At 71.8% G+C, this 25,744-nt stretch carries 21 protein-coding genes and 1 pseudogene; 17 read left to right on the top strand and 5 right to left on the bottom strand.

What is annotated here, in order from left to right; translation table 11 throughout:
• Nucleotides 1-398 precede the first annotated feature (398 nt).
• The gene (locus ACQPZX_RS41165; protein ID WP_433368231.1) at nt 399-1,535 is read right to left on the bottom strand and encodes an 8-amino-7-oxononanoate synthase; all 1,137 of its coding nucleotides are present in this window, start codon (nt 1,533-1,535) and stop codon (nt 399-401) included.
• A gap of 57 nt (nt 1,536-1,592) precedes the next feature.
• Here ACQPZX_RS41165 and bioB point away from each other — a divergent pair, with 57 nt between their 5' ends.
• Both bioB and ACQPZX_RS41155 read left to right on the top strand, forming a co-directional pair.
• A complete protein-coding gene (gene bioB / locus ACQPZX_RS41160; protein WP_433368228.1) occupies nt 1,593-2,576 on the top strand; it encodes a biotin synthase BioB in 984 nt (327 codons plus the stop codon).
• Nucleotides 2,522-2,752 (top strand): annotated as a pseudogene (locus tag ACQPZX_RS41155) (hypothetical protein); the annotation flags it as partial. The gene bioB and the pseudogene ACQPZX_RS41155, both read left to right, overlap by 55 nt.
• On the opposite strand, the gene ACQPZX_RS41150 reads toward ACQPZX_RS41155, so the two are convergent.
• Both ACQPZX_RS41150 and ACQPZX_RS41145 read right to left on the bottom strand, forming a co-directional pair.
• Entirely contained in the window at nt 2,745-3,788 is a 1,044-nt protein-coding gene (locus ACQPZX_RS41150) for a GNAT family N-acetyltransferase (protein ID WP_433368225.1), read from the bottom strand. The pseudogene ACQPZX_RS41155 and the gene ACQPZX_RS41150 sit on opposite strands and share 8 nt — an antisense overlap.
• Nucleotides 3,789-3,879: 91 nt before the next feature.
• A complete protein-coding gene (locus ACQPZX_RS41145; protein ID WP_433368223.1) occupies nt 3,880-4,611 on the bottom strand; it encodes an amino acid-binding protein in 732 nt (243 codons plus the stop codon).
• A gap of 236 nt (nt 4,612-4,847) precedes the next feature.
• Here ACQPZX_RS41145 and ACQPZX_RS41140 point away from each other — a divergent pair, with 236 nt between their 5' ends.
• Nucleotides 4,848-5,555 carry a pyrimidine reductase family protein gene (locus tag ACQPZX_RS41140; RefSeq protein WP_433368221.1) on the top strand — a complete coding sequence of 236 codons (708 nt, stop codon included), beginning with the start codon at nt 4,848-4,850 and terminating at the stop codon, nt 5,553-5,555.
• Here the strand turns inward: ACQPZX_RS41140 and ACQPZX_RS41135 are convergent.
• Entirely contained in the window at nt 5,490-5,864 is a 375-nt protein-coding gene (locus tag ACQPZX_RS41135) for a hypothetical protein (RefSeq protein WP_433368218.1), read from the bottom strand. The two genes, ACQPZX_RS41140 and ACQPZX_RS41135, sit on opposite strands and share 66 nt — an antisense overlap.
• Nucleotides 5,865-6,047: 183 nt before the next feature.
• Here ACQPZX_RS41135 and ACQPZX_RS41130 point away from each other — a divergent pair, with 183 nt between their 5' ends.
• From ACQPZX_RS41130 to ACQPZX_RS41070, 13 genes are all read left to right on the top strand, one after another.
• Entirely contained in the window at nt 6,048-7,790 is a 1,743-nt protein-coding gene (locus tag ACQPZX_RS41130) for an ATP-binding protein (protein WP_433368216.1), read from the top strand.
• Nucleotides 7,791-7,799: 9 nt separating this feature from the next.
• Complete coding sequence (locus ACQPZX_RS41125) at nt 7,800-8,951, top strand: exonuclease SbcCD subunit D (protein WP_433368213.1); 1,152 nt, start codon at nt 7,800-7,802, stop codon at nt 8,949-8,951.
• Between the two features lie 28 nt (nt 8,952-8,979).
• Nucleotides 8,980-11,478 (top strand): AAA family ATPase, encoded by a 2,499-nt coding sequence (locus ACQPZX_RS41120; protein ID WP_433368210.1) that lies wholly within the window; start codon nt 8,980-8,982, stop codon nt 11,476-11,478.
• Complete coding sequence (locus tag ACQPZX_RS41115; RefSeq protein ID WP_433368207.1) at nt 11,475-12,431, top strand: hypothetical protein; 957 nt, start codon at nt 11,475-11,477, stop codon at nt 12,429-12,431. Before ACQPZX_RS41120 ends, ACQPZX_RS41115 begins: the two co-directional genes overlap by 4 nt.
• Nucleotides 12,432-12,763: 332 nt before the next feature.
• The gene (locus ACQPZX_RS41110) at nt 12,764-13,444 is read left to right on the top strand and encodes a sigma-70 family RNA polymerase sigma factor (protein WP_433368204.1); all 681 of its coding nucleotides are present in this window, start codon (nt 12,764-12,766) and stop codon (nt 13,442-13,444) included.
• Nucleotides 13,444-14,220 carry a zf-HC2 domain-containing protein gene (locus ACQPZX_RS41105; protein WP_433368201.1) on the top strand — a complete coding sequence of 259 codons (777 nt, stop codon included), beginning with the start codon at nt 13,444-13,446 and terminating at the stop codon, nt 14,218-14,220. Before ACQPZX_RS41110 ends, ACQPZX_RS41105 begins: the two co-directional genes overlap by 1 nt.
• Before the next feature lie 206 nt (nt 14,221-14,426).
• Nucleotides 14,427-15,116: a COG4315 family predicted lipoprotein gene (locus tag ACQPZX_RS41100; protein ID WP_433385748.1), complete on the top strand. Its 690-nt coding sequence runs from the start codon at nt 14,427-14,429 to the stop codon at nt 15,114-15,116.
• A gap of 99 nt (nt 15,117-15,215) precedes the next feature.
• The gene (locus ACQPZX_RS41095; protein WP_433368198.1) at nt 15,216-15,950 is read left to right on the top strand and encodes a DUF4142 domain-containing protein; all 735 of its coding nucleotides are present in this window, start codon (nt 15,216-15,218) and stop codon (nt 15,948-15,950) included.
• A 47-nt stretch (nt 15,951-15,997) separates the two neighbouring features.
• A complete protein-coding gene (locus tag ACQPZX_RS41090; RefSeq protein ID WP_433368195.1) occupies nt 15,998-17,227 on the top strand; it encodes a Pecanex-like protein 1 in 1,230 nt (409 codons plus the stop codon).
• A 245-nt stretch (nt 17,228-17,472) separates the two neighbouring features.
• On the top strand, nt 17,473-18,369 hold the full coding sequence (locus tag ACQPZX_RS41085) for a DNA-3-methyladenine glycosylase family protein (RefSeq protein WP_433368192.1): 897 nt from the start codon (nt 17,473-17,475) through the stop codon (nt 18,367-18,369).
• A 62-nt stretch (nt 18,370-18,431) separates the two neighbouring features.
• Nucleotides 18,432-19,721, top strand: coding sequence for a hemolysin family protein (locus ACQPZX_RS41080; protein ID WP_433368189.1), 1,290 nt, complete (start codon nt 18,432-18,434; stop codon nt 19,719-19,721).
• A 48-nt stretch (nt 19,722-19,769) separates the two neighbouring features.
• Nucleotides 19,770-20,525, top strand: coding sequence for an ROK family protein (locus ACQPZX_RS41075; RefSeq protein WP_433368186.1), 756 nt, complete (start codon nt 19,770-19,772; stop codon nt 20,523-20,525).
• A 1-nt stretch (nt 20,526) separates the two neighbouring features.
• The gene (locus ACQPZX_RS41070; RefSeq protein WP_433368184.1) at nt 20,527-21,258 is read left to right on the top strand and encodes an HAD family hydrolase; all 732 of its coding nucleotides are present in this window, start codon (nt 20,527-20,529) and stop codon (nt 21,256-21,258) included.
• 915 nt (nt 21,259-22,173) lie between these two features.
• Here ACQPZX_RS41070 and ACQPZX_RS41065 read toward each other — a convergent pair.
• Nucleotides 22,174-22,803 (bottom strand): class I SAM-dependent methyltransferase, encoded by a 630-nt coding sequence (locus tag ACQPZX_RS41065; RefSeq protein ID WP_433368181.1) that lies wholly within the window; start codon nt 22,801-22,803, stop codon nt 22,174-22,176.
• Nucleotides 22,804-22,872: 69 nt separating this feature from the next.
• Here ACQPZX_RS41065 and ACQPZX_RS41060 point away from each other — a divergent pair, with 69 nt between their 5' ends.
• Nucleotides 22,873-25,737: an EAL domain-containing protein gene (locus ACQPZX_RS41060; RefSeq protein ID WP_433368178.1), complete on the top strand. Its 2,865-nt coding sequence runs from the start codon at nt 22,873-22,875 to the stop codon at nt 25,735-25,737.
• The last annotated feature ends 7 nt before the right edge of the window (nt 25,738-25,744 follow it).

The following is a 25,744-nucleotide window of genomic DNA, read 5'->3' as shown; positions in this document are numbered from 1 at the left end:
GCCTAGGAAGTCGTCGGCGGCCAAAGGCTCGGCGTCGACAGTTTGGGCCTCCGTTGGATCGTCGCTCAGGGTGTCCGGCGCTGAGGGCTGGGCGGGATCGTCGCCGCCGGCGGAGATGTCGTCAGGGACGGTGGGGTCCGCTCCGGGGAGTGGCGACGTGGACGACGGGGCCGGGCGCGGCGAAGGGACCGCGGGCCGGATGGTCACCGAGCCGGGCGCGGACTGGGTGAGCGAGCCGCCGGCCGACGGGGCGGGGCGACGGACCTCGGGCATGGGGACCGAGCCGGGCACCGTGGCAAGCACCGGTGGGGGCAGGGGCTCGCTGGTGAAGCCGTCCGGGCCGGGGGTGAAGACCATGTTGGCGGCTCGGAGGCCGGGCAGGTGGTAACTGCTGGCAGTCATGGGGCGCACTCCACGATGACGTCGAGGGCGTGGGCGAACGCGTCGTCGGGGACGCCCGCGTTCAGGGTAAGCCTCAAGCGGGAAGAACCGTCGGGGGTGGACGGTGGGCGGAAGCATCCCACGGCCACGCCTCGGTCGCGGCAGTCGGCTGCCCACGACACGGCGGCCTCGGGGCCGGGGGCCATCACCGAGAGGACGCCGGCCGCCGGGGGCTTCACGTCGAAGCCGGCGGCGGCCAGCCGTTGCACGATCTGGGCGCCGCGAGCCGCCAGCAATGCGCGGCGGTCGTCGGCGGTCTGGGCGATGCGGACCGCTGCCGTCACACCGCCGACCACGGCGGGGGGCAGGGCGGTGTCGTAGATGAAGGTGCGGCCGGTGTCGATCAGGTGGTCGATGAACGGGGCCGGGCCGGCCACGACGCCGCCGGCGCCGCCCAGGGACTTGGACAGGGTGGCGGTGACGACCACATCGGAGAGGCCCGCTAGGCCGGCCGCGGCTACCCCGCCGGCGCCGGACGGGCCGAGGATGCCGAGCGCGTGCGCGTCGTCGACCAGCAGGAGCGCGCCGCGCGCCGAGGTGACGTCGTGCAGCGAGCGCAGCGGGGACAGGTCGCCGTCGACCGAGAAGACCGACTCGGTGATGACCAGCGCGGACTGTCCGGGGTGGGCGTCGAGGACGGCCGCCACGCCGGCCGGGTCGTTGTGCGGGGCGACTATGGTGCGCGCGCCCGAGATCTTGCAGCCGTCGATCAGGGAGGCGTGGTTGTAGGCGTCCGAGACGACCAGGTCGCAGACGGCGGTCAGGCCACGGACGGCGGCCAGGTTGGCCAGGTAGCCGGAGGAGAAGACCAGCGCGGCCGGCATCAGAAGCCAGTCGGCGAGGGCGGTTTCGAGCTCCGCGTGTGCCTCGGTGGACCCTCGCACCAGACGCGAGCCGGTCGCGCCCAAGCCGTACTCGTGCAATGAGGAAGCGGAACCGGCGATCACCGCGGGATGGACGCTCAGCCCCAGGTAATCGTTGCCGGCCAGGTCGACGACGTCGTCGTCGGCCGGACGAGGGCGCAGCTGACGGGTGAGCCCGGCCTTGGCCCTGCTCCCGGCGAGGCGCTCCAGCGCATCCAACCAGCCCGTCAAGGCACCCCCAACGATCACAAGAAAGGGAAACTATCAGCAGCACGGTAGGGTACGGGCATGCAAGAGATCTTCGAAAAGGTGCTCGCGACCGGTGTCGGCCTCGACGAGGCGGGGATCCTGGAGGCGCTGAGGACCCCCGACGAGGATCTCCCCGATTTGCTTCAGCTTGCCCACGACGTACGCATGAAGTGGTGTGGTCCTGAAGTTGAAGTTGAGGGCATTGTCTCGCTGAAGACCGGCGGCTGCCCGGAGGACTGCCATTTCTGCTCGCAGTCGGGTCTGTTCGCCTCGCCGGTGCGCTCGGTCTGGCTCGACATCCCGTCGCTGGTCGAGGCGGCCCGGCAGACCGCCGCCACGGGCGCGACCGAGTTCTGCATCGTCGCCGCCGTGCGCGGGCCCGACCAGCGCCTGATGGATCAGATGCGGGAGGGCGTCAAGGCCATCAAGGAGGCCGTCGACATCCAGGTCGCCGCGAGCCTCGGCATGCTGACCCAGGCGCAGGTCGACGAGTTGGTCGAGATGGGCGTGCACCGGTACAACCACAACCTCGAGACCTGCCGGTCCTTCTTCCCGAACGTGGTGACCACGCACTCGTGGGAGGAGCGCTGGTCGACGCTGAAGATGGTGCGCGACTCGGGCATGGAGGTCTGCTGCGGCGGCATCCTCGGTCTGGGGGAGACGGTCGAGCAGCGGGCCGAGTTCGCGGCCCAGCTGGCCGAGCTCGACCCGCACGAGGTCCCGATGAACTTCCTGAACCCGCGCCCGGGCACGCCACTCGGCGATCAGCCGGTGGTCGAGGGGAAGGACGCGCTGCGGGCGATCGCCGCGTTCCGGCTGGCCATGCCCAAGACCATTCTCCGGTACGCGGGCGGCAGGGAAATCACCTTGGGCGACCTCGGCACCCGCGACGGTCTGCTCGGCGGGATCAACGCGGTGATCGTCGGGAACTACCTGACCACGCTGGGGCGCCCGGCCACCGAGGACCTGGCCCTGCTCGAAGACCTGAAGATGCCGGTCAAGGCGCTCTCGGCGACGCTCTGATGTACTGCGACCGGTGCGGCGCTTCAAAAAACGCCGATGACCATGGGCCCTGCGAGGCAGCCCGGAAACTCGAGCCGCCTCGCTACTGCCCCGACTGCCGCCGGCGGATGAAGGTGCAGGTCGTGCCGACCGGGTGGACCGCCACCTGCGTCGAGCACGGCACCCTGGTCAGCTGACCGCGGCCTGATCTTTGGCCGGCTCCCGGCCCGTGATCGGCAGCGTCACGCTGACCATCGCGCCGTCCCGCTCGGACTCGCCCGCGCCCAGGCGTCGCAGCGTGCGCAGCATCGCCACGTTGTCGGCGCCGGTGTGCGCGACCAGCGCGGCGAAGCGGCCCTTGCCGGCCCACGCCACCAGCCGGCGGGCCAGGGCGGTGCCGAGGCCGCGGCGCTGCCAGCCGTCCTCGACCAGGACCGCGAGCTCGCCCAGATCGCCCTCGGCCAGCAGGCTGGCCATCGCCACGACCTTGCCGCCACTGTCGATCGCGACCAGCGTGCGGCCGCCGGCCGGCTCGAGCAGCCGCCGCAGGCGCGTGTCGCCCGGGGCGCCGCCGCCCAGATAGCGGCTGTGCAGCGAGGCCGACGAGGCGCGCTCGTGCAGGGCGCGGACGCCGTCGAGGTCGTCTTCGACGGCCGTGCGCAGGGTGATCTCGGCGCCGTCCGGCAGCAGCAGGGTGGCCTGCTCCTGGTGGTTGCGCACCATCGTGCCGGCCACCTCGACCAGGGCGCGGGCCCGGGCGTACTCGGCCGGGGTGAACGACGGCCGGGGGCGCAGCACCTCGTAGGAGCCGCCGGCCGGATCGGCCAGCGTCATCCGGGAGTCGTCGTAGCCCGGACGCCCCGGCAGCGGGTCGGGCCGCCAGCGGGCCTCGGACGCGTCGAGCAGGGCGACCAGCGCCTCGCCCAGCGCGTCCGGGTCGTGCACCAGCCGCCCGGCCAGGGCGAGTGCCCGGGTCGGCTGGTCGGCGAGGCCCTCGGCCTCGGCCCGTGCCACGAACGCGTCCCGCCCGCGGCCGCGGGCGATCGCGGCGAGCAGGTCGGCCTCGGTGAGCGCGTCGGGCGCGTCGACGAGGAAGTCGTCCACGGCGCCGGCCTCGGTGGTGTGCACCTGGACGGCGAGAATGTTCACCGATTTGAGCGCGAGGCTCGCGGTCAATACGGAAAGGTAGCCCGGCCGGTCGTCCACCGTTGCCCGGATCCGCCACAGCGCCATGTTCGGCACTCCCTTCGGCTGTCCTGCTTCAATTCTGCCTGGGAGGTGTTAACCGGACATTGCTTGAGCTGCAGTTTTGGGGAGAGTCCGATCACATGACGGCGGGCACAGCGGCCGCGTCGAGGCGGTCGCCGAGGATCACAGCGGCGGCCCGGACGAGCTGGGCGAGCCGGTCGACCTCGGTGACGTGGAAGCCGGCGGCGGGCAGCTCGTCGTCGTCCTGCCGGGCGATCACCAGCACCAGCCCGGCCCGGCCGAACGGCGCCACCGCGTAGCGGGTGCCCGCGGGGTCGGTGAGCGGGCGGGCCCGCAGCGGGGTGATCTCGGGCAGCTGCAGCGGGGCGGGGGCGCGCCAGCTCGCGTACGCGATCGTGGCGTCGCCGCCGAGACTCATGATCGGCTCGGCCGGCAGCGGGCGGGGCGCGCCGGAGCGGGCGGCCCAGTCGGCCGGGACCACTGCGGCGGCGGCCCAGTCGGCGGCCAGCAGGCCGGGGACCGCGTCGACGAGGGTGGCGAGCCCGTCGGCCGGGTTCGCCGCGACCTGCGCGAGCAGTTCGGCGTCGTGGCCGCCGTTGACCGGGGCGCCGATCGCCTTCCACACGCCGTCGACCTGCACGCCGGGGATGGCGGCGAGGCCGGCGAGGAGGCGCTCGACCCGGGAGGCGCCCGGCCAGACCACGGTGAAGTCGTCGATGGCGCGGCCGCCCAGACGCTCCAGCACGACGACCTGGACGATGTCGGCGCCGGCGACGCCGAGCGTGCGGGCGACCTGGCCGAGGGCGCCGGGACGGTCGGGCAGGGTGACTCGAACCCGCAGCAACATGCATCTACTCCTGTCGGGACCTCGTAGGTTGTCCAGTCGTCCACACTGCCAAATCGGCGTTTCGCCCGGGTTGCGCGGCCGTAACTCCGAGGTCAAGGTAAAACTCGGTAGGGTCGGGGTGTGATCTGCCAGGCCTGCCGGGAGCGCCGCCACGAGGACTGCCGCGGCGGCTCGTGGTGCGACTGTCAGCACAAGACACCGCAGCCGACCCCGCCCGCGACGGGATCGCCGGGGCCGTGAGCGTCTTCCGTTCCTGGCCTTCCGACCTGGTCGAGCTTTATCCCCGCAATGCGGAGCCCACCCTGCGGGTCAACTTCATCGCGAGCGTCGATGGCGCCGTCACGGTGGACGGGCTCTCCGCCGGCCTGCAGGGGCCGGGTGACAAGGAGATCTTCGATGCGCTGCGGATGGTGTGCGACGCCTTGATCGTCGGCGCCGGGACGGTCCGACAGGAGAAGTACGACGCGCTTCGTTTGACGCCCGCGGCGCGTGCGTGGCGAAAAAATCGGGATTTGCCGGAATTTCCGCTCATGGTGGTGGTGTCGCGCTCGCTCGACTTCGACCTCGACCAGCTGATCTTCAGCGACGCGCCGATCCGGCCGATCATCCTCACCCATCGCCAGGCCGGCCTTGATCGTTTTGCGCCGGTCGCGGAGGTGATCGCGGTCGGCGACGGGGAGATCGATCTCGCGGCCGGCATCGCGGCGCTGCACTCGCGGGGCGCCACCCAGTTGCTCTGCGAGGGTGGACCGGCGCTGTTCGGGTCGCTGATCGCCCAGGACCTGGTCACCGAGCTCTGCCTGACCGTCTCGCCGCTGCTGGTGGGCGGCGGCCCCGGCCGCATCGCGACCGGGGCGCCAGGTGTCGCGCGGGAGATGTCACTGCGGCACGTGCTCTCCCGGGAGGACATGCTTTTCCTCCGGTACGGGCGTCAGGGCAGCTGACCGGCGCGGTTCACGATCGCCACTTCGAGCCGCGCGGTCCACCGAGACAACCCCTTTCGGGTACGGCGGGAGGTTGCCCACCACGACGACCCGCTCGCCGAGGAAGTCGTAGGTCTTCGCGTCGAAGATGTAGTCGAAGCGGACCTGGTGATCGACCCGGGAGACCGCCACCCCTTGCGGCCGGCCAGGTCGGGCCTGCCTGGTGAGGGTGACGCCGGGGGGATTGCCACCGCGACCGCCACCGCGGCGGCGGGTGGCGGGCTGGAGGAACATGTCGGCGCGGGGCTCGGGAGCGGGCTCGTGGAACATACGGCCTTCTCGAGAGTCGTCACCCGGTCATTGGCCGATCGGCCGAGATCGGTTCGATTCTGGGGCGCGCCTCCACAGGTTCAGCAAGATCTTGTGGATAAATCTGTGGATGGCCACCAGAAGTTGTGGACAACCAGTGCCAACCCCGGCCACCTGCTCGTTCTGTCGTACCCCTGGTGCAACATGATCGGCGTGTCTGACGAAACTTCCCCCGTCGGGCGGGTGCTCGGAACGGCCGACGCGACGCCGCTCCAGTTCTGGACGGCCGTGACGCCCGGGAGCTACCTGCAGCTCGACGACGTCGTGGTGACCAAGCGCGAGCTGCCCGACCGCGAGCCCGTGACGATCGCCGGCGTGGTCACCCAGGTCCGGGCGCGGCACGAGGGCGCCCAGTTCGACTCCGACGTCTTCGCGATCGCCGAGGGCACGCTGCCCGCCCTGGTGCAGGAGGCGGCCGAGATCACCACGACCCGGGTCGACCCCGAGCTCTACGTCCCGCCCGCCCCGGGCGCGGTGGTGCACCGGGCCGAGGGCGAGGCGCGCGACGCGGCGCTGCATTTCGACCGCATGGAAAGGCGCATCCCGATGGGGACGGGCCGCGACGGCGTACCCGTCTTCTTGAATGCCGATTTTCTCGACGGCACCCGCGGCGCCCATGTCTCGATCTCCGGCATCTCCGGCGTCGCGACCAAGACGAGCTTCGCGACGTTCCTGCTCTACTCGGTGTTCCGCTCGGGCCAGCTCGGCGCCGACGGGGCGAACGCGCGGGCCCTGATCTTCAACGTCAAGGGCGAGGACCTGCTGTTCCTGGACCATGCGAACACGAAGCTCGACGACCCCACCACCGCGGCCTACAAGCTGCTCGAGCTGCCCGCGACCCCGTTCGCCGACGTCCGCGTCTACGCCCCGCCGCGGGCCGGCGACTCGTCCGGCGCGCCCGATGTGAGCAGCCGCCTGACCGGGGTCGACGCGTTCTACTGGACGCTCGAGGAGTTCTGCGCCGAGAAGCTGCTGCCGTACGTGTTCGCCGACGCCGACGACGAGCGCCAGCAGTACACGATGGTGGTCCACTCGGTGACCGCCCACCTCAACCGGTACGCGGTGCCGGCCGAGGGCGGGATCAGCATCGACGGCCGCCGCATCTCGTCGTACGGCGACCTGGTCGACCACATCGTCGAGCAGCTCACCGACGACGACACCCGCTCCACCTGGGCCGGCAGCGCCATCAACATGGGCACGGTCAACGCGTTCGCCCGCCGGCTGATCGGCAGCAAGCGCGACCTGTCCCGGCTGATCCGCGGCGACCTCGCCCAGCGCCGTCCGCACCAGATCAAGACCGCCGAGTCGGCCCAGGTCACGGTCGTCGACCTGCACAACCTGCCGGACCGCGCGCAGCGCTTCGTGGTCGGCGTGACGCTCAAGACCGAGTTCGAGGAGAAGGAGAAGGCCGGCACCGGCCGCCCCCTGCTGTTCGTGGTGCTCGACGAGCTCAACAAATACGCCCCGCGCGAGGGCACGTCGCCGATCAAGGAGGTGCTGCTCGACATCGCCGAGCGCGGCCGCTCGCTCGGCGTGATCCTGATCGGCGCCCAGCAGACCGCGAGCGAGGTCGAGCGCCGCATCGTGACCAACTCGGCGATCCGCGTGGTGGGCCGCCTCGACCCGGCCGAGGCCGCGCGACCCGAGTACGGCTTCCTGCCCCCGGCCATGCGCCAGCGCGCCCTGCTGGCCCGGCCGGGCACGATGTTCGTCAACCAGCCCGACATCCCGGTCCCGCTCTGCGTCGAGTTCCCGTTCCCGGCCTGGGCCACCCGCAAGTCCGAGTCGGGGCCGCCTCCGGCGTCCTCGATGCGCTCGATCGTCCAGGGCGCCGATCCGTTCGCCGTCGTCGGCCGGCCCGGGGCCGACGACGACATCCCGTTCTAAGGTTCTCCGATGCGCATCTTGCACACTTCCGACTGGCACGTCGGAAAGGTCCTCAAGGGCCGCACCCGGCACGACGAGCACATCAAGGTGCTGGGCCAGGTGGTCGAGATCGCCCAGGCCGAGCGGCCCGACCTGGTGATCGTCGCCGGTGATCTCTACGACACCGCCGCGCCGACGGCCGACGCCACCCGGGTGGTGACCAGGGCGCTCTCGGCGCTTCGGCGCACCGGCGCCCAGGTGGTGGCGATCGGCGGCAACCACGACAACGGCCCGGCCCTGGATGCGCTGCGCCCGTGGGCTTCGGAAGCCGGCATCACCTTGCGGGGATCCGTCGACAAAAATCCCGATGAGCTCCTCATCACGGGCACCACCAACGACGGCGAGCGTTGGCAGTTGGTCGCGCTTCCGTTCCTTTCTCAGCGCTACGCCATCCGCGCGTCCGAAATGTATGAGTTGACGGCGGCCGAGGCCAACCAGACGTACGCCGACCACATCGCGCGACTGATCGACAAGCTCAGCGAGCCGTTCGCCGAGCCCGGCGTGATCAACCTGCTGACTGCCCACCTCACGATCGTCGGGGCGTCGTCCGGCGGCGGCGAGCGCGAGGCGCACACCATCATGGGGTACGCGGTGCCCGCGACGATCTTCCCGCAGAACACGCATTACGTGGCGCTGGGTCACCTGCACCGCTCCCAGAAGGTGATCGCGCCCTGCCCCGCGCGCTACTCGGGCAGCCCGCTGGCGGTCGACTTCGGCGAGGAGGAAAACATCCCGTCCGTCGCGATCGTCGACGTGTCGATCGACAAGGCGGCCCGGGTGCGGGACGTGCCGATTCCGTCGGCCCGCGCCCTGCGTACGGTCCGCGGCACGCTCGAACAGCTCACAACGGTGAACCTGCCGGACGCGTGGCTGCGTGTCCTGGTGCGCGAGACGCCCCGGGTCGGCCTGCGCGAGGACGTGCAGGAGCTGCTGCCCAACGCGCTCGAGGTGCGCATCGACCCCGAGATGATGCCGACCAGGTCGGGTGAGCGGATGGCGCAGCGGGCCGGCCGGTCGCCACGCGAGCTCTTCGGCGACTATCTGGACAATCGCGGCAACGCCGAGGACGGCGTCCGCGAGCTCTTCGACGAGCTGTACGACGAGGTGAGCAGCACTCAATGAGTCAGCGACACGAGCGGGGAGCGGGCGAATGAGGCCGATCCGGCTGGACATGTCCGGCTTCACCGTCTTCCGCGACGACACGACGGTGGACTTCACCGACGCCGACTACTTCGCGCTGGTCGGGCCGACCGGCTCGGGCAAGTCGACGGTGCTCGACGCGATCACCTTCGCGCTCTACGGCACCGTCCCGCGCTGGGGCGGCGCCCGCGGCATCGCGAACGCGCTGGCCCCCTCGGCCGCCGAGGCCCGGGTCCGGCTGGTCTTCGAGTCGGCCGGCGACCGCTACGTCGCGACCCGGGTGGTGCGCCGCGACGGCCGCGGCAACGTCAAGACGGCCGGCGCCGGGCTCCAGCTCATGCCGCCCGGCTTCGACGTGACCAAGCTGGACACCGGCATGGACCTCGACGACCTGGGCGAGGTGCTGGCCGGCACCCCGGCCGAGATGGACGACGCGATCCTCGGCGCGGTCGGCCTGCCGTACGAGCAGTTCACCAGCTGCGTGGTGCTACCGCAGGGCCAGTTCGCCGACTTCCTGCACGCCAAGCCGGCCACCCGGCAGCAGATCCTGGTCAACCTGCTCGGCCTGCACGTCTACGAGGAGGTGCAGCAGCGGGCGGTCGTCCGGGAGCGCACCGCCACCGACAAGCTCAGCGTCATCGACCAGCAGCTGGCCGGGCTCGCCGACGCGACCGAGGAGGCCGTCGAGGCGGCCGCCGGCCACCTGACCCGGATGCGGGAGCTGACCGCCGCCGTGGAGGAGTCGGTGCCCGGCCTGCGCGCGGCCCGCACCGCCGAGGCCGACGCGGCCGGCCGGCGGGACGCGCTCGACCAGGAGCTGCGGGCGCTTTCCGGCATCCGCATGCCCGACGGAAGCGCGGAGATCGCCGGCGCGACCGCGGCCGCGCGGGCGAGCGCCACCGAGGCCACCGACGAGGTGCGCGCCGCCGAGGAGCGCGAGGACAAGGTGCGCGGCGAGCTGGCCGCGGCCGGCGACGCCGGGTCCCTGCGGCTGACGCTCGACCGGCACGCCGAGCTCGACCGGCTGACCGAGCAGGAGGAGTGGTTCGCCGGCGAGGTCCAGGTCGCGGAGGTCGAGTTCAAGGACGCGCAGGCGGCCGCCGAGCTCACCCACAGCGCCCACCTGGGCGCCACGCAGCTGCTGGAGCAGGCACGGCTCGACTACACCGAGGCGCAGCGGATCGACCGCGCCGCCGCGTTGCGCGCCCATCTGGCCGCCGGCGACCACTGCCCGGTCTGCGAGCAGACCGTGACGACCGTGCCGCCCCTGCCCGCGGGCTCGGCGGTGCGCGAGGCCGAGGCCACCGGCAAGGCGGCCCGCGCCGCCGCCGAGGTCGCCGAGTCGGCGTGGAAGCAGCGCGACGCCGTGGCCCGCAAGCTGGAGGGCAATCTGGAGCGCAAGCGCGCCCAGCACGAGCACCACGTCGCGCGGCTGGGCGAGGTGCGCGCGGTGGTGGCCGGCTCGCCCGGGGTCGACGCGCTGAAACGCCAGCTCGCCGAGATCGACGCGCTGCAGCGCAAGCTCGACCAGTCCGGCGCGGCGGTGCGGACGGCGCGCGAGGCGCAGCGCCGGGCCCAGGCGTCCGCGCACCAGGCCGAGGAGCGCGAGCGCGCGGCGTGGCGCACCTTCGACGGCGTCCGCGACCGGGTGGCGCGGTTCGCGCCGCCGCCCGCCGACCGCGACGACCTCGCCGCGGCCTGGGCGACCCTGGTCGACTGGGCCGGCGGTGAGCATCGGGGCCGCGCCGCCGCGCGCGACGAGGCACAGGCCGCGGTGAGCGCCGCCCACGAGGCCGCCGTCCACGCGTACGCGACGGTCGAGGCGCTGTTCACGGCGGCCGGGGTGACGCCTCCGGCGCGGCGCGCGGACAGCGGCGAGAGCGACCTCATCCGCGCGGCCGCGGTCGCCGCCACGACCGCCGAGGCGGAGTGGCGCAAGGCCGTCGAGCTGCTGGAGCGGGCTCAGGAGCTGTCCGAGCAGCGGATCACGCTGCAGCGCGAGGGCCGGGTCGCCAAGGCGCTCGCCGGGCACCTGCGGGCCAACAACTTCGAGCGCTGGCTGCTCGAGGAGGCGCTCGACCTGCTGGTCGACGGCGCGTCGCGGATCCTGCGGGAGCTGACCGGCGGCCAGTACGACCTGATCCACGACAAGGGCGAGTTCTACGTGATCGACCACCACGACGCCGGGCTGCGGCGGGGGGTGCGCACGCTCTCCGGCGGCGAGACCTTCCAGGCGTCGCTGGCGCTCGCGCTGGCCCTCTCCGAGCAGCTGGCCGGCATGTCCACCACCGCCGCGAGCCTCGAGTCGATCGTGCTGGACGAGGGCTTCGGCACGCTGGACGCCGCGACCCTCGACGTGGTCGCCGCGACGCTGGAAAATCTCGCGGCCCGCGGCGACCGGATGGTCGGCGTGGTCACCCACGTGAACGCGCTCGCCGAACGGGTGCCGGTGCGCTTCGAGGTCTCGAAGGACGCAAGGTCGGCGCACGTCGAGAGGGTGGGCCTATGACGAGGATGTTCGTCGACGCCTGGGATCCGTCCTACGGCTCGTCGTTCGAGGGTGGCGGCGAGGACGGCCCGGCCTCCGCCTCCACCGCGCAGGTCGACACCGACGTCGAGGTGCCGGCGGCCGAGTGGGCGCCGATCGACGTGCCGCGCGGCCTGAACCCGCCGGACGTGGTGTTCCTGGTGGACGGTGTGCGCCGCAACGACGCGGGCCTTTGGACGGCGGAGGAGGACGGCACCTCGTACGCCGGCCTGGCCGCCTCTTTCGCGGCCGGGGTGGTGCGCTGCGACCTGGGACGGGGCGCCGCCGAGCTGGTCGACGCCAAGGTCGGGCGTGGACTCTTCACGGCCAGCCCGACCGCCGGCGACCTCCAAGCGGGTTCGGTGCGCTACGACGTGCACCGCGTCTCGGGCACGGGGGAGGCCAGCAAGCTCCCGGCCGCCGTGCAACCGCAGCTGACGGCGCTCGAGATCGAAATCTCCACGATGGCCCGCGGCGACGATCTGCTCGTGGTGGACGGTCCGCTGCGCAACCGGCGGCAGCTGCCGCGCACCATCGGATACGTCAAGACCCAGCAGAAGCAGTACCTTCCGGCCGCGCTGACCGCCGTGGTCACCGCGCTGAAGCCGGGCCAGCGCACCCCGGTCTTCCACTTGGGCACGGTCTGGGGTGGCTGGTCCTGGTATCTGCGGCTGCCGGGCGGCTCGGGCGCGCCGTGGTCGGGGATCGTGCGGGTGGAGTGCTCGCCCGACCTGACCCCGGAGCAGGCGATCGAGCTGGCCGAGCTGTCCGGGGCGACGCTGCCGAGGTTCGCGTCGTCGGCGTACAAGGATCCGCGCGCCCCGCAAAACCTCGTGCCGATCGCCGGGCTCGAGCGGCGGCTGCGCGGGATGTTGGGCGACGCTCGGGTTCTTCATCGGGCCTTGACGCTGGCCACAGCGCGAAATCGGGCATAAAGGCGTTGGGAGCGCTCCCATACCGTGAGATGAGGACGCTGAGAGAGCGACCGCCTACGGACCGGTGAGAACCGCACCGCCAGTGCGTCACCGCTGCTCAGAAGGGCGTTTCCTGGGACGCGTGTGGCTGAGTATTATTCGGTCGCCCTGGTAGGCATATCGGTCCAGATGGATGAATTTGATCGTCTGTCGATGTGCCCCGTGACGCCCCCACACGACACCGGAGGACAGTTGATCGCCCGCGTCCCGGAAATTTCCACGCCACCGTTGATCCCGGCGGGCCTCCCCAGCCGTATCTCAGGCGACGGGGAAGGCTCCGGGCGGAGGTATCAATGCATGCGCTGGTCGAGGAACGACTCGCGCCTGGCGGGGTGTGCCAGATGACACAGCAACGTTCCGGCGGTGGTCGGTGGCAGTCTCTCGACGGAGGCCGTGGTGCGGATGACGGTGGTTCGGTGATCCCGCGGCAGCAGGCGCCCCGGCACGGCGCGACCGAGCCGAGTCACGAGGACACCCTCGTCAAGATGCTCTACGAGGAGCACGCGGGCCCTCTGCTGATGTTCGTGCTGCGCCTGACCGGTGGTGACCGGCAGCGCGCCGAGGACATCGTGCAGGAGACCCTGCTGCGGGCCTGGCGCAACGCGCACCGGCTCGGCGCGCAGGGCCAGCAGTCGCTGCGTCCGTGGCTCGTGACCGTCGCCCGGCGGATCGCGATCGACGACCACCGCAGCGCCAGCGCCCGCCCCGCCGAGACCTACGACCGCGAGCTGGAGAGCTTCCCCAGCACCGCCGACGACACCGACCGCGTCCTGCAGTCGATGACCGTCTCCGACGCGCTGCGCGAGCTGTCCCAGTCGCACCGCGAGATCCTGATCGAGACCTACTTCCGGGGCCGGACGGTGCCGGAAGCGGCGGAGAAGCTCAACCTTCCGTTGGGTACCGCCAAGTCACGTGTGTATTACGCTCTGCGTGCGCTGCGTGCCGCGTTGCAGCAGCGGGGGGTGACGGAGTGATGACGCAAGAAGAGCACTACGACGTCGCGTCGTACGCGCTGGGTGTGCTGGACCAGCACGACGCCGCACGTTTCGAGGACCACCTGATCGAGTGCCCACGGTGCGCGTTCGAGCTGGAATCCTTCGTGCAGGTCGCCGACCTGCTCGCCGACGTGGACGCGGGCGCCGTGATCGCCGCCGAGGAAGCCAAGCGCGACGGCGTGATGCTGCACAGCATGCTCGGCGAGGTCCGCACCGAGCGGCGCCGCGCCAACAGCCGCCGGCTCTACTCGCTGGCCGCCGCCGTGGTCATCTTCGCGATGCTGTCGATCGGCGCGCTGTTCGCCGGCGGCAAGTGGTTCGCGCCCGAGCAGAAGTCGACGGGCAACACCGCCCAGCGCACCAGCTCGCAGCTCGACCCGCTGCCCAACAGCCAGGGCGGCCCCGGCATCGGTGGCCCCGACCTGGCCGGCCAGCGCTACAGCGGCACCGACCCGCGCACCGGCGTGCACCTCGACGCGGCCCTGGAGAAGAAGGACTGGGGCACCCAGATCTCCTTCGCCATCTCCAACATCAAGGGCCCGCTGGAATGCCGGCTGCTGGCGGTGCACACCGACGGCACCACCGAGCCGCTCGTCTCGTGGAACGTGGGGGAGAAGGGCTGGGGCACCGCCGCCAACCCGGAGCCGCTGCTGCTGCAGGCGATCACCGCGACCTCCCGCGAGGACATCGCGCACATCCAGGTGCAAGAGGTCAAGGGCACCAGCGGCGGGGACACTCTGGTCCGCGTACCGTAAAAGATCTTGAAGTAATTCGCGGGGCCCGGCCGATCGGCCGGGCCCTTTTTTGTATCCGCGCCGACACGCCGCGTGCTTCAAACAAAATTAAGGGAATTGATTGGGCCGATTGTTCAACCGACCCGGCCCGCCCCGCGTACTACTGCCCGGAAACGCCAGATGCGGAATCCCTGGAGGGGCACGTGGTACCGGAGAAGCGCAAGTTGATGGTCGTGGGAGCGGCCATCGCCGCGGCGTTCGCAGTGACCGGCTGCGCACCGGCCGGATACAACGCCGCCGACTACGGAAATGCCGCGGAGCCCGCCTCGAACACCGCGGCGAGCCCCGGCGCGACCGCCGACCCGGCGGCCACGAGCGACCCCGTCGCCGAGGCCGACCCGGACGCCACCGCGCCTCCCGGCTCGGACGCGAGCACCGCCCTCTCCGACGACCAGGTCACCAACAAGCTGACCGGCACCGCCGTGAAGCGGATGGGCTCGGTCGTCGAGAACGAGGACGGCTTCGTCCTCTACCGCTTCGACTCGGACGCCAACAACCCGGCGAAGACCAACTGCAACGGCGACTGCGCCAAGATCTGGCCGCCCGCGCTCACCAACGACGGCAAGCCGACCATCAAGGGCGTCGAGTCGAAGCTGGTCGGCACGGTCACCCGCGCCGACGGCACGAAGCAGCTGACGCTCAAGGGCTGGCCGCTCTACACCTACATCGGCGACAAGCAGCCCGGTCAGTGGAAGGGCCAGAACGTCTCCGGCAAATGGTTCGTGATCAAGCCGGACGGCGCCAAGAACCTCACCTGCCTTCCCGCCATCTCCAAGCCGGTCGCCCCGCCCGCCGATGATTCCGGCGCCGATGATTCGGGCGACTCCGGCAGTTCCGGTAGCGACTACAGCTACTGACTTAAGCGCGATTTAAGAAACTGCTGATCTCGGAGGTTGGAAATGGTTGCCGCCCGCTTCTCTCACCGGCTCTCGCGCTGGTTGGTGGGCATTTCGGCAATGGTCCTGACGTTCCTGCTGGCGCCGGTCTCCCCGGCCCGCGCCGACGGGACCGTCCCGGGTATCCCGGTGCCGCAGAACTCCTTCAACGCCAAGGGCGCCGGCTCGGTCAGCGCGGCCGATCGCGACTTCGTGATCAAGGTGCGGCTGGCCGGCCTCTGGGAGATCCCGGCCGGCAACATGGCCCAGGAGAAGTCGGACGACCCGCGCGTCGTCACCATCGGCAAATCGATCGCCGCCCAGCACGTCCTGCTGGACAAGCTCGACCGTGACGTGGCCAAGAAGCTCAGCATCGACCTGCCGAGCGAGCCGAACTCCGACCAGCAATTCTGGCTCAGCGAGATGAGGAACGCGAACGCGACGACGTTCGACCAGATCTTCGTCGACCGGCTCCGCGCGGCGCACGGCAAGATCTTCCCGGCCATCGCGACGATCCGGGCCAGCACCCGCAACGACTCGGTGCGCCAGCTCGCCCAGCAGACCAACCAGTTCGTCCTGACGCACATCACGCTGCTGGAGTCGACCGGCATCGTCAGCTACGGCGACCTCCCGACCGCGCCGCCCCCGGCGAACCCGAACGCGGGCCCGGTGCCCGTCGACGGGCAGATGGTCGCGGCCGCGCACAGCAGCACCAGCGCCATCCCGGGTGTCAACACCACGGTGATCCTCCTAGTCCTCGCCGCCGCACTCGTGGCCGGCGTCATCACGACCATGCGCATCTTCCGGGCGAGGTAGTCCCCAAACCCCGTCCAGGTCATCGAGACAGAGAAAGGTGTCCCCCCATGCGAAGGTCCAAGTACCGGCGCGCATCATCCAGGAATTCGGGTTGGTTCAGCGGCCGTCGCCGGATCATCGCGGTCGCTTCCACGCTCGTGGTGTTCGGTGGCATCGTCACCGTCACCCAGATCTCGAGCGCGTCCACGAACCGGACGCAGCGGAAGGCGTTGTCGGCATGTGACAACGTTCAGGCCCCGGCAGGCACCAAGCTGTCCACCAAGACCCGGCGAGGCTCGTGGACCGAGGAGAACGGCGCGGTCACGCAGCACGCGGACGACGGCGCCGGCGACGTGGCGACCACCGCCGAGCTGCGGGCGCGCTGCCGCCGCTGGGTGATGAACAACGTCGGCAACAACAACGGCGGCGGCGGTCAGCAGACCACCGCGCCGACGTCGGAAGCGACGACCGCCCCGCAGGCGGACCCCAGCGCCGACCCGAGCGCCTCCGGCGACACCGGCGCCGGCACTGGTGACAACGGCGGCGGCACTGGTGACAACGGTGGCGGCACCGGCGACAACGGCGGTGGCACGGGCGACAACGGTGGCGGCACTGGTGACAACGGCGGCGGCACCGGCGACAACGGCGGGAACAACGGCGGCGGCCAGCAGGAGACCACTGCTCCCGCGCCCGACCCGACCAGCTCGGACGGGGGGACCACCCCGCCGCCCGGCGCCGGCCTCGGCATCCTCACCAACAACTGCTCCACGAGCCAGCTGGAGCTGCACGACGGCTTCCAGAAGGGCGACCGCTGCGTCACCACCGAGTTCGGTGAGGTCTCCAGCGCCGCCAACAACTCGTCGCTGCTGATCACCCAGGCGCCGCGCAGCGTCACCGTGAACACCGCGTTCACGCTGACCGTCAGCACCCGCAACCTGATCCGTGACCGGTTCCTCGCGGCCGGCAAGGGCGGTTACTACGTGGAGAGCTCGGTGCTGCAGGACGGCATCGTCCGCGGTCACTTCCACACCGCGTGCCGCATGCTGCCGAACCTCAACGAGGCACCCGACCCGTCGCCGGTTCCCGCGTTCTTCGTGGCCACCGAGGACAGCAAGGGTGGCAAGGCCCCCGACTCGGTCGTCATCAACGTGCCGGGCATGCCGACCACGGGCACCGCGCAGTGTGCCTCCTGGGCCGGTGACGGTTCGCACCGTATCCCGATGATGGAGCGGGCCAACGAGACGCCGGCGTTCGACGTAGTGAAGATCCAGGTCCGGGCCGCGCGCGGAGGCAACTAACAACTGATCGAGGAGCGTCGCCGCAGAACCCGGAGCCGAACCCGGGCCGGATGGGGTAACCGACATTGCCCCGTCCGGACCGGGACCCCCCGTCGGCGCCGGTGGTCGCCCTTCCCCCTGACGGACGACTTCAGCGGCCAGCTCCCCAGGCGACCAGGATCACTCGGGTGTCCGGTCGCCCCCCGATGGCCCTGACCGGGAGCGCGGTCAGGGCCATCGGTCTTTTCTGTGGTTAGAGTTGCGCGGTGACCCGCCGCCTGACGCCGCCCGAGCGGTACGCCTTCGGCGCCTCGCTCTCCTCGCTCCAGGCGCCCAACGGCGACCCGTGCGTGCGGTTGACCGCCGGCGACCTGTGGATGGCCGCCCGCACCCCCGACGGCCCGGGCACGCTCCACCTTTCCAAGGACGGCGGCGAGCTGGCCGCCACCGCCTACGGCCCCGGCGCTGATTACCTTGAAGACCGCGCCGACGCCATCGCCGGCCTGCGCGACGACGTCAGCGACTTCCCGGCCCTCGCCAAGGCCCACCCGCTGGTGCATCAGCTGGCCCGCACCTTCGCCGGTTTGCGGATGCCGGCCACCGGGCTCGTCTTCCACCGCGTGCTGCGCGCGATCCTGGAGCAGAAGGTCACCGGCGTCGAGGCCTTCCGGGCGTACCGGATGATCTGCCGGAAATTCGGTGAGCCGGCGCCGGGCCCGATGGATCTGGTGCTCCCACCCGATCCCGCCGCGATAGCGGCCTCCCCCTATTGGGTGTTCCATCCGCTCGGGGTCGAGCAGCGCCGCACCCAGGCCCTGCTGCGCGCCGCCCGCGAGGCCGGCCGCATCGAGCGCTGCGCCGGCGCCGCCGAGGCCACCCGCCGGCTGACCGCGCTGCCCGGCATCGGCCCGTGGACGGCCGCCGAGGTGACCCGGGTCGCCTACGGTGACGCGGACGCGGTGAGCGTGGGGGACTACCACGTGCCCAACACGGTGGCCTGGGGCCTGGCCGGCGAGGCGCGCGGCACCGACGCGCGCATGCTGGAGCTGCTCGAGCCGTTCCGCGGCCACCGCGGCCGGGTCTGCGACCTGCTCGCCCACGGCGGCATCGGCGCGCCCCGCTTCGGCCCGCGGATGCCGATCCGGTCGTTCGCGCGGTATTAAACAACCCCTCTGGGTACGTTGATCCCCTTCGCCTTCGCCGAAAACGGGAGAGCTGACGACAAATGGGTGGCACAGGCGGCGAGATCGCCCTGGTCCTGGTGCTCGTGCTCGTGAACGCCGCGTTCTCCGGAAGCGAGATGGCGCTGGTGTCATTGCGGGACAGCCAGATCCAGCGGCTCGAACGGCAGTCCCGCAGCGGCAAGATCCTGGGCCGGCTCACCCGCGACCCCAACCGGTTCCTGGCCACCATCCAGATCGGCATCACGCTGGCCGGCTTCCTGGCGTCGGCGGCCGCGGCGGTGTCGCTGTCCAAGCCTCTGCTCGGCCCGCTGAGCTTCCTCGGCACCGCCGCCGAGCCGGTCGCCATCGTGATCGTCACGATCGCGCTGACCTTCGTGACGCTGGTGATCGGCGAGCTCGCGCCGAAGCGGATCGCGATGCAGCGCACCGAGGGCTGGGCGCTGCTGGTGGCCCGCCCGCTCGACATCCTCGCGATGATCTCCCGCCCGGCGGTGTGGCTGCTCGGCGCCTCGACCAACGTGGTGGTGCGGCTGGCCGGCGGCGACCCGTCCGCCCAGCGCGAGGAGGTCACCACCGAGGAGATCCGCGACATGGTCGCCGCACAGCAGGACTTCTCGATCGAGCAGCGCACGATCATCAGCGGCGCCTTCGAGATCGCCGACCGCATCCTGCGCGAGATCCTCGTGCCGCGCCGCGACGTGCTCACCCTCTCCACCGGCGCGCCCGCGCACCAGGCGCTGCGCCAGCTGATCGCCGGCGGCCACTCCCGCGCGCCGGTGGTCGGCCCGGCCGGCCTCGACGACGTGATCGGCGTCGTGCACCTGCGCGATCTGATCGACGCCGACGGCCCGGTCGACTCGGTCTGCCGTCCCGGGCTGTTCCTGCCCGAGACGCTGCGGGTGAGCGACGCGCTGCGGCAGATGCGCGGGGAGCACGCCCAGTTGGCCCTCGTCGTCGACGAGCGCGGCGCGATCGACGGCATCATCACCATGGAGGACCTGGTCGAGGAGATCGTCGGCGAGATCTACGACGAGACCGACCGGGATGTGGCCGCCGTGGTCCGCGAGGCCGACGGCGCGCTGTTGATGCCCGGCTCGTTCCCCATCCACGACCTGCCCGACATCGGCCTGCACGACGAGTCGCACGCCCACGAGGACGGCGACTACACCACGGTGGCCGGCATGGTCCTGGCCGCGCTGGGGCACATCCCCACCGATCCCGGCGAGGTGGTCGAATTGCCGGAGTTCACGGCTGAGGTAGTCGAGGTGACCGGCCGGGCCATCACCCGGGTTCGCCTACGGCCCTTGCAGACGGCGGCCGAGGAGGCATAGGGGTCACAATTGCTGTGCGAGGAGGTGACCTCCATGCAAACTGGCGGCGTGGCTTTCACCCTGACGATCGACTGCGGCGGCGGTGGCATCAAGGGCTCCGTGCTCGACGAGGCCGGCACCATGCGGGCCCAGCCGTTGCGCGTGCCCACGCCGTACCCGTTGCCGCCCGACCTGTTCGTGAAGACCCTGGTGCAGCTCGGCGAGCGGCTCCCGCAGGCCGACCGGGTCACCGTCGGCATGCCCGGGATGCTGCGGCACGGCGTCGTGGTGGCCACCCCGCATTACGTGACCCGCTCGGGCCCGCGTACCAAGGTTGACCCCGAGCTGCTCGCGGCGTGGGGCGGCTTCGATGCCCGCACCGCGCTGGCCGAGGCGTTCGGCCTGCCCACGCTGGTGCTCAACGACGCCGAGGTGCACGGCGCCGGCGTCGTGGCCGGGGCCGGCTGCGAGCTCATGCTCACCCTCGGCACCGGCCTGGGCTGCGCGCTGTTCGACGGCGGCGTGCTCGCCCCGCACCTCGAGATGTCGCAGGCGCCGGTGCGCTGGGGGATGTCGTACGACACGTACATCGGCGAGCACGAGCGCCGCCGCCTCGGCGACGCCCTCTGGTCCCGCCGCGTCCGCAACGTCGTCGAGGGCCTGCGCCCGGTGTTCCTCTGGGACCGGCTCTACCTCGGCGGCGGCAACTCCCGCCTGATCACCCCCACCCAGCTGGCCCGCATGGGCGACGACGTGGTGGTCGTGCCGAACACGGCCGGCATCGTCGGCGGGGTCCGCGCCTGGATGCTGGGCACCTCCCGCTGACATGCGTCCCGGCGCCCTGCTCCTCGACTTCGGCGGCGTGCTCGCCGACGCGCCGCCGCAGCGATCCGCCCCACCCGCCCTGGTCCTGCGCATCTACAACATGGCCCGCGGCGCGCTGACTCCCGGCGAGATCCAGCGCTCGCTCACCGACGGCAACGCCGCCTACGCCCGCTGGCGCGACGAGGACTGGCCGGACGAGCTGACGCAGGCCGAGGTCTGGGAGCGCTTCGTCCTGCCCGGCTGGCCGCCCGCCGCCCAGGTCCCGGTGCGCGGCGCAGTCAAGAAGCTCTCCTACGACTGGGCGTACCGCGACAACTGGGCCCTGCGCCCCGGCATCCCCGATGCCCTGGCCACGGCCCGCGACGCCGGCGTCCCCCTGGCGGTGGTCAGCAACACCCTTTCCGGTGCCGCCCACCGAGACTTCCTCAAAAAAGCTGAAATAAGCGACTTCTTCGACGCGCAGATCTACAGCGACGAGGCCGGCGTCCGCAAGCCCAACCCCCAGATGATCTGGAACGCCACCGACATCCTCGGCGTCCCCCCGGAGGCGTGCTGGTTCATCGGCGACAGCCGCCGCCGCGACATCGTCTGCGCCCGCCGCGCCGACGTGGCCAAGGCCATCCTCATGCCGTCCCCGCGCACCGCCACCGAGCCCGTCACCCCGTGGCCCATTCCCGACGAGACCATCGCCGACGGCTTCGAGCTATGCCAATTACTGCAAAAAAGCCTTTGATCGTACGAGGCAGCCCCTCCCCGCCGAATCCGCCCAGTCCCCGCCGCACAGAACAAGCTCACTGCAGCCCCAGGCCGTAGACACGCTGCGGCCATGCGGCCGCCCGGGGCCCGCTCACGGCGGCTCGCTCACGGGTGCTCGCTGACGGGCGGCTCGCTCACGGCGGCGGCCCGCTCACGGGGGCTCGCTCGCGGGCGGCTCGCTCACGGCGGCGGCTCGCTCACGGCGGCTCGCTCACGGCGGCTCGCTCACGGCGGCTCGCTCACGGCGGCTCGCTCACGGCTCGCGGGTGGGAGCTCCGGGTTGCCATGGCCCGGCAAGCGGGCGGTTGCGCAGGCGCGGCCCGTCGCGGCCAGTGGGTGGCTCGGCGCCGCGATGTTGATGAGTTCGCGTTCGCCGCGCGCGCCGACTCATCAAGGTCGCGCGACGAGGGCGGTCGTCGAGCCCGGGCTAGCCTGCGCGCGTGGCGAGGTTGATGAGTTCGTGTTCGCCACGCGCGCCAATTCATCAGGGCCGCGGCGCGCTGCCCGCGGAGCGCGACGGGCGGTGCTTGGCGCGACCCAGCACCTGCCGGGCCATGGCAACCCTGAGCGCCCACCCGCCCAGCGTGACAGGCTGGCCGCAGCGCCCACCCCCGTGGCAAGGCGGCCGCAGCCCACCCCGTGGCAAGGCGGCCGCAGCCCACCCCGCGTGGCAAGCCGGCCGCAGCGCCCACCCGCGTGGCAGGCCGCCTGCGGTGCCCACCCGCGTGGCGGGAGCGGGTCGCTGACGGCGACCCGCCCGATGCCGGCGATGGGCCACACCGGCCGCAGCGTGTCTACGGCCCGGGGATCGCAGCGAGCCGGTTCTGCGCGGCGGGGACTCGGTGTTTGTGGTCGGGAAGCGCCTGGGCCTCGTACGCGTAGAAGGAAGCCCTTAACGCACCTGCCAGACCGTTGTATGGCGGAACGGCACGCTCTCCAGGGACTCGATCACCGGGACGTCGTAGGCAGCCTGTTTGATCAGGCCCTCGGCCGGCAGGTAGGCGCGCCCGGGATCGCCGACCAGGACCAGGCAGCCCCGGGCGGCGGCGCGGCGCAGGAACGGCAGGACGCGGGCGGCCATCTCGCGGCTGTAGAAGACGTCGCCGGCGAGGATCACGGCGGCCTCGGGGTTCGTGTCGAGCACGTCGCTCTCGGAGAGCGTCACCTTCACGTCGTTGGCGATGGCGTTGGCCGCGGCGGCGGCCAACGAGTAGGGGTCGATGTCGTTCGCGGTCACGGGCGTGGCGCCGGCGACCGCGGCGGCGACGGCTACCAGGCCGGAGCCGGTCGCCAGGTCGAGCACCGAGCGGCCGGAGACCAGGTCGGGGTGGTCGAGCAGGTGGCGGGCGAGGGCCTGGCCGCCCGCCCAGGCGAAGGCCCAGAACGGGGGCGGCTGTTGCGTGCCGGATTCCTCCGTTTTTTCCCACAGCTCGATCGGCTCGGCGGCCTGGAAGAGGGAGATCTCGGGGACGAAGGGCACGGCGGCCAGCTCGGTGTTGGCGCGGATGAACTCGAGGAGCACGCGCCGATTGTCTCAGCTCGCGAATTGCCGGACCGATCTGCGACGGGGACGTAGGACGAAGGGAGCAGGATGCCGGTCTTCGGCGGGTGGATGGTGGCGCTCGTGGTCGCCTTCTGCCTGGCGCCGGCGGAGCGGCCGGCGATTCGCCTGGCGGCGGGCCTCTCCGCGGTGGTTGCGGTCTGGTGGGGCGTCCGGCGCAACCGAGCCGATGATCGTACGCCGTGGGCCTGGCTCGCGGGGTCGGTGGCGCTGTCGTCGGCGGGCGGGTTCCTGTATCCGGCCGACGCCGGGACGGTGCTGGTCACCGCGGCCTATCCGGTGCTGGCGGGCGTGCTGCTGACGTTCGTGCGGCGCCGGGCCGGGCAGGCGCGGGACCGGGCGGCGCTGCTCGACGCGCTCACCGTGACGGCCGGCGGAGCGTTGATCGCCTGGACGTTCGTGCTCGGTCCGCGGGTGGCCGACCACGACTGGCTGATGCTGGCGTACCCGCTAGGCGACCTGCTCTGCCTCGGCCTGGTGACTCGGCTGCTGAGCGCCCGCCGGCTGGTGGCCGGGAGCCTGCTCGGCGGCGGCGTGGTGCTGATGCTGCTGGCCGACGTGGGCTACGAGCTGGGCTGGATCGACGACACGGCCGCGCTGGGACGCTTCGCCTTCTATGCGGGGGCGGGTCTGGCGGCGCTGCACTCCTCGATGAACTTCCTCAGCGTGCCGGCCGTCGAGCCGCCCTCCGAGCGGGGCCGCCTGCGGGTGGCGCTGCTGGCGCTGGTCGCGCCGGCCGTGCTGTTCGCGGTGGGGCCGACCGTGGTGGCGGTGCTGAGCGCGATCACGTTCCTGCTGGTGCTGCTGCGGATGGCCGGCACGATGGCGAACCACCGGCAGGCCCTGGCCCGCGAGCGTGGCCTGCGGCAGGCGTCGGCGGCGCTGGTGTCGGCGGCGGACGTGGACGCGGTGGCCGACGCGGTGCGCACGGCGGTGGGGCAGTTGCTGCCGCCGCACACCCCGCACGGGGTGGTGCTGGCGCGGGCGGTCGCGCAGGAGGGCCCGGCGGTGCGGCGGACCGCCGGCATCGTCCTGACCCGCGACCTGGATTGGGCGGTCGCGGTGCGGCTCACCCAGTTCAGCACGACGCTGCGCTGCCCGATGATCTTGGCGGACCGGCCGGTGGGCGAGCCGCTGGTGGGTGTCCTGCACGTGGGCGCGCCGGAGAAGGCGCTGCCCGGTTTGCAGCGTGCCCTCGAGGTGCTGGCGGGGCAGGCCGCGCTGGCCTTGGAGCGGATCGAGCTGGGCCAGGAGGTGACCCGCCGCGACAGCGAGACCTATTTCCGAACATTGGTGCAGAACACGGCCGATGTCATCCTAATTCTCGACGACCTCACCATCCGGTATGCCAGCCCCTCGGCGGTGCGGGTATTCGGCGGCGACCCGACCGGCGGCGTTTTGTCCGACTTGATCCACCCGGACGACCTGCGCCTGCTGTCCCACGATGGCGCCGATCTCCGCGGCCCCGGCGACATCCTGCTTGAAATGCATATGTCGGATTTGTCGGGTGAGCCGACCGTGGCCGGCATGGTGATCACGCTGCGGGACGTCACCCGGCAGCGCCGCCTCGAGCAGGAGCTCACCCACCAGGCGTTCCACGACGCGATGACCGGGCTCGCCAACCGCGTGCTGTTCCACGACCGGCTCGAGCACGCGCTGGCCCGGGGCGCCCGCGACGGCTCGGTGGTCGGCGTGCTCTTCATCGACCTGGACGACTTCAAGATCGTCAACGACACGCTCGGCCACGCGGCCGGCGACGCGCTGCTGATCGGGGTGGCCGACCGGATCGCCGGCGCGCTGCGGGCCGACGACACGGCCGCGCGGCTCGGCGGCGACGAGTTCGCGGCGCTGATCGAGAACGTGCAGGACCCGGGCGCGGTGGAGGAGACCGCCAACCGCATCCTGGCCGCGCTGGCCGAGCCGATCGTGATCGACGGCGAGACCTCGCTGAACGCGGTGGCCAGCATCGGCATCACCACGACCCCCGAGGCCGACAGCGCCGACGAGCTGCTCCGGCAGGCCGACCTCGCGCTCTACGTGGCCAAGGGCGCCGGCAAGAACCAGTGGCGGCGCTACCAGGCCCACCTGCACGGCGCGATGGTGGAGCGGCTGGAGCTGCGGTCGGCGCTGGATCACGCGGTGCACGAGGGGCACTTCCTGCTCGCGTACCAGCCGATCGTGGACCTCGGCTCGGACGAGCCGGTGGGCTTCGAGGCGCTGGTCCGCTGGTTCCACCCGACCAAGGGGATCGTCGCGCCGGCCGAGTTCATCGCGGTCGCCGAGGAGAGCGGGCTGATCGTGCCGATCGGCCGCTGGGTGCTGCAGCAGGCGCTGCACACGGTCGCGCAGTGGCGCCGCGCGCTGCCGCCGGACCGCCTGCCGTACGTGAGCGTCAACGTCTCGGTGCGGCAGTTCCGCGAGGCGGGCTTCGTCGACGAGGTTCTGCAGGCCCTGGCCTACGCCGACGTGCCGCCGGCGGCGTTGATGATCGAGCTGACCGAGACGTTGCTCGCGGGCGATCACGAAACGGTCTGGCGTGACCTCGCGCTTCTTCGAGACCATGGCGTACGGGTGGCGATCGACGACTTCGGGACGGGGTACTCGTCGCTCGGCTACCTGCACCGGCGCCCGGTCGACGTCGTGAAGATCGACAAGATGTTCGTCGACGACATGGTGGACAGCCCGCAGCAGCTGGCCCTGGTGACCGGCATCGTCGGGCTGGCGCAGACGCTCGGCCTCACGGTGATCGCCGAGGGCATCGAGTCCCCGGTCCACCGCGATCTGCTGGCCCGGCTGGGCTGCCCGTTCGGCCAGGGCTACCTCTGGTCGAGCCCGGTCGACGGCACCGAGGCCCTAGCTCAAATGTCATATGTGCAGGGTGGGCAGGCGGCGTAACGTCCGC

The sequence above is a fragment of the Actinoplanes sp. CA-142083 genome (genome assembly GCF_050942195.1).
Taxonomy (GTDB): Bacteria; Actinomycetota; Actinomycetes; order Mycobacteriales; family Micromonosporaceae; genus Actinoplanes.
Note: the sequence above shows the minus strand (reverse complement) of the source record. Positions and strands in the feature narration are given on the sequence as shown.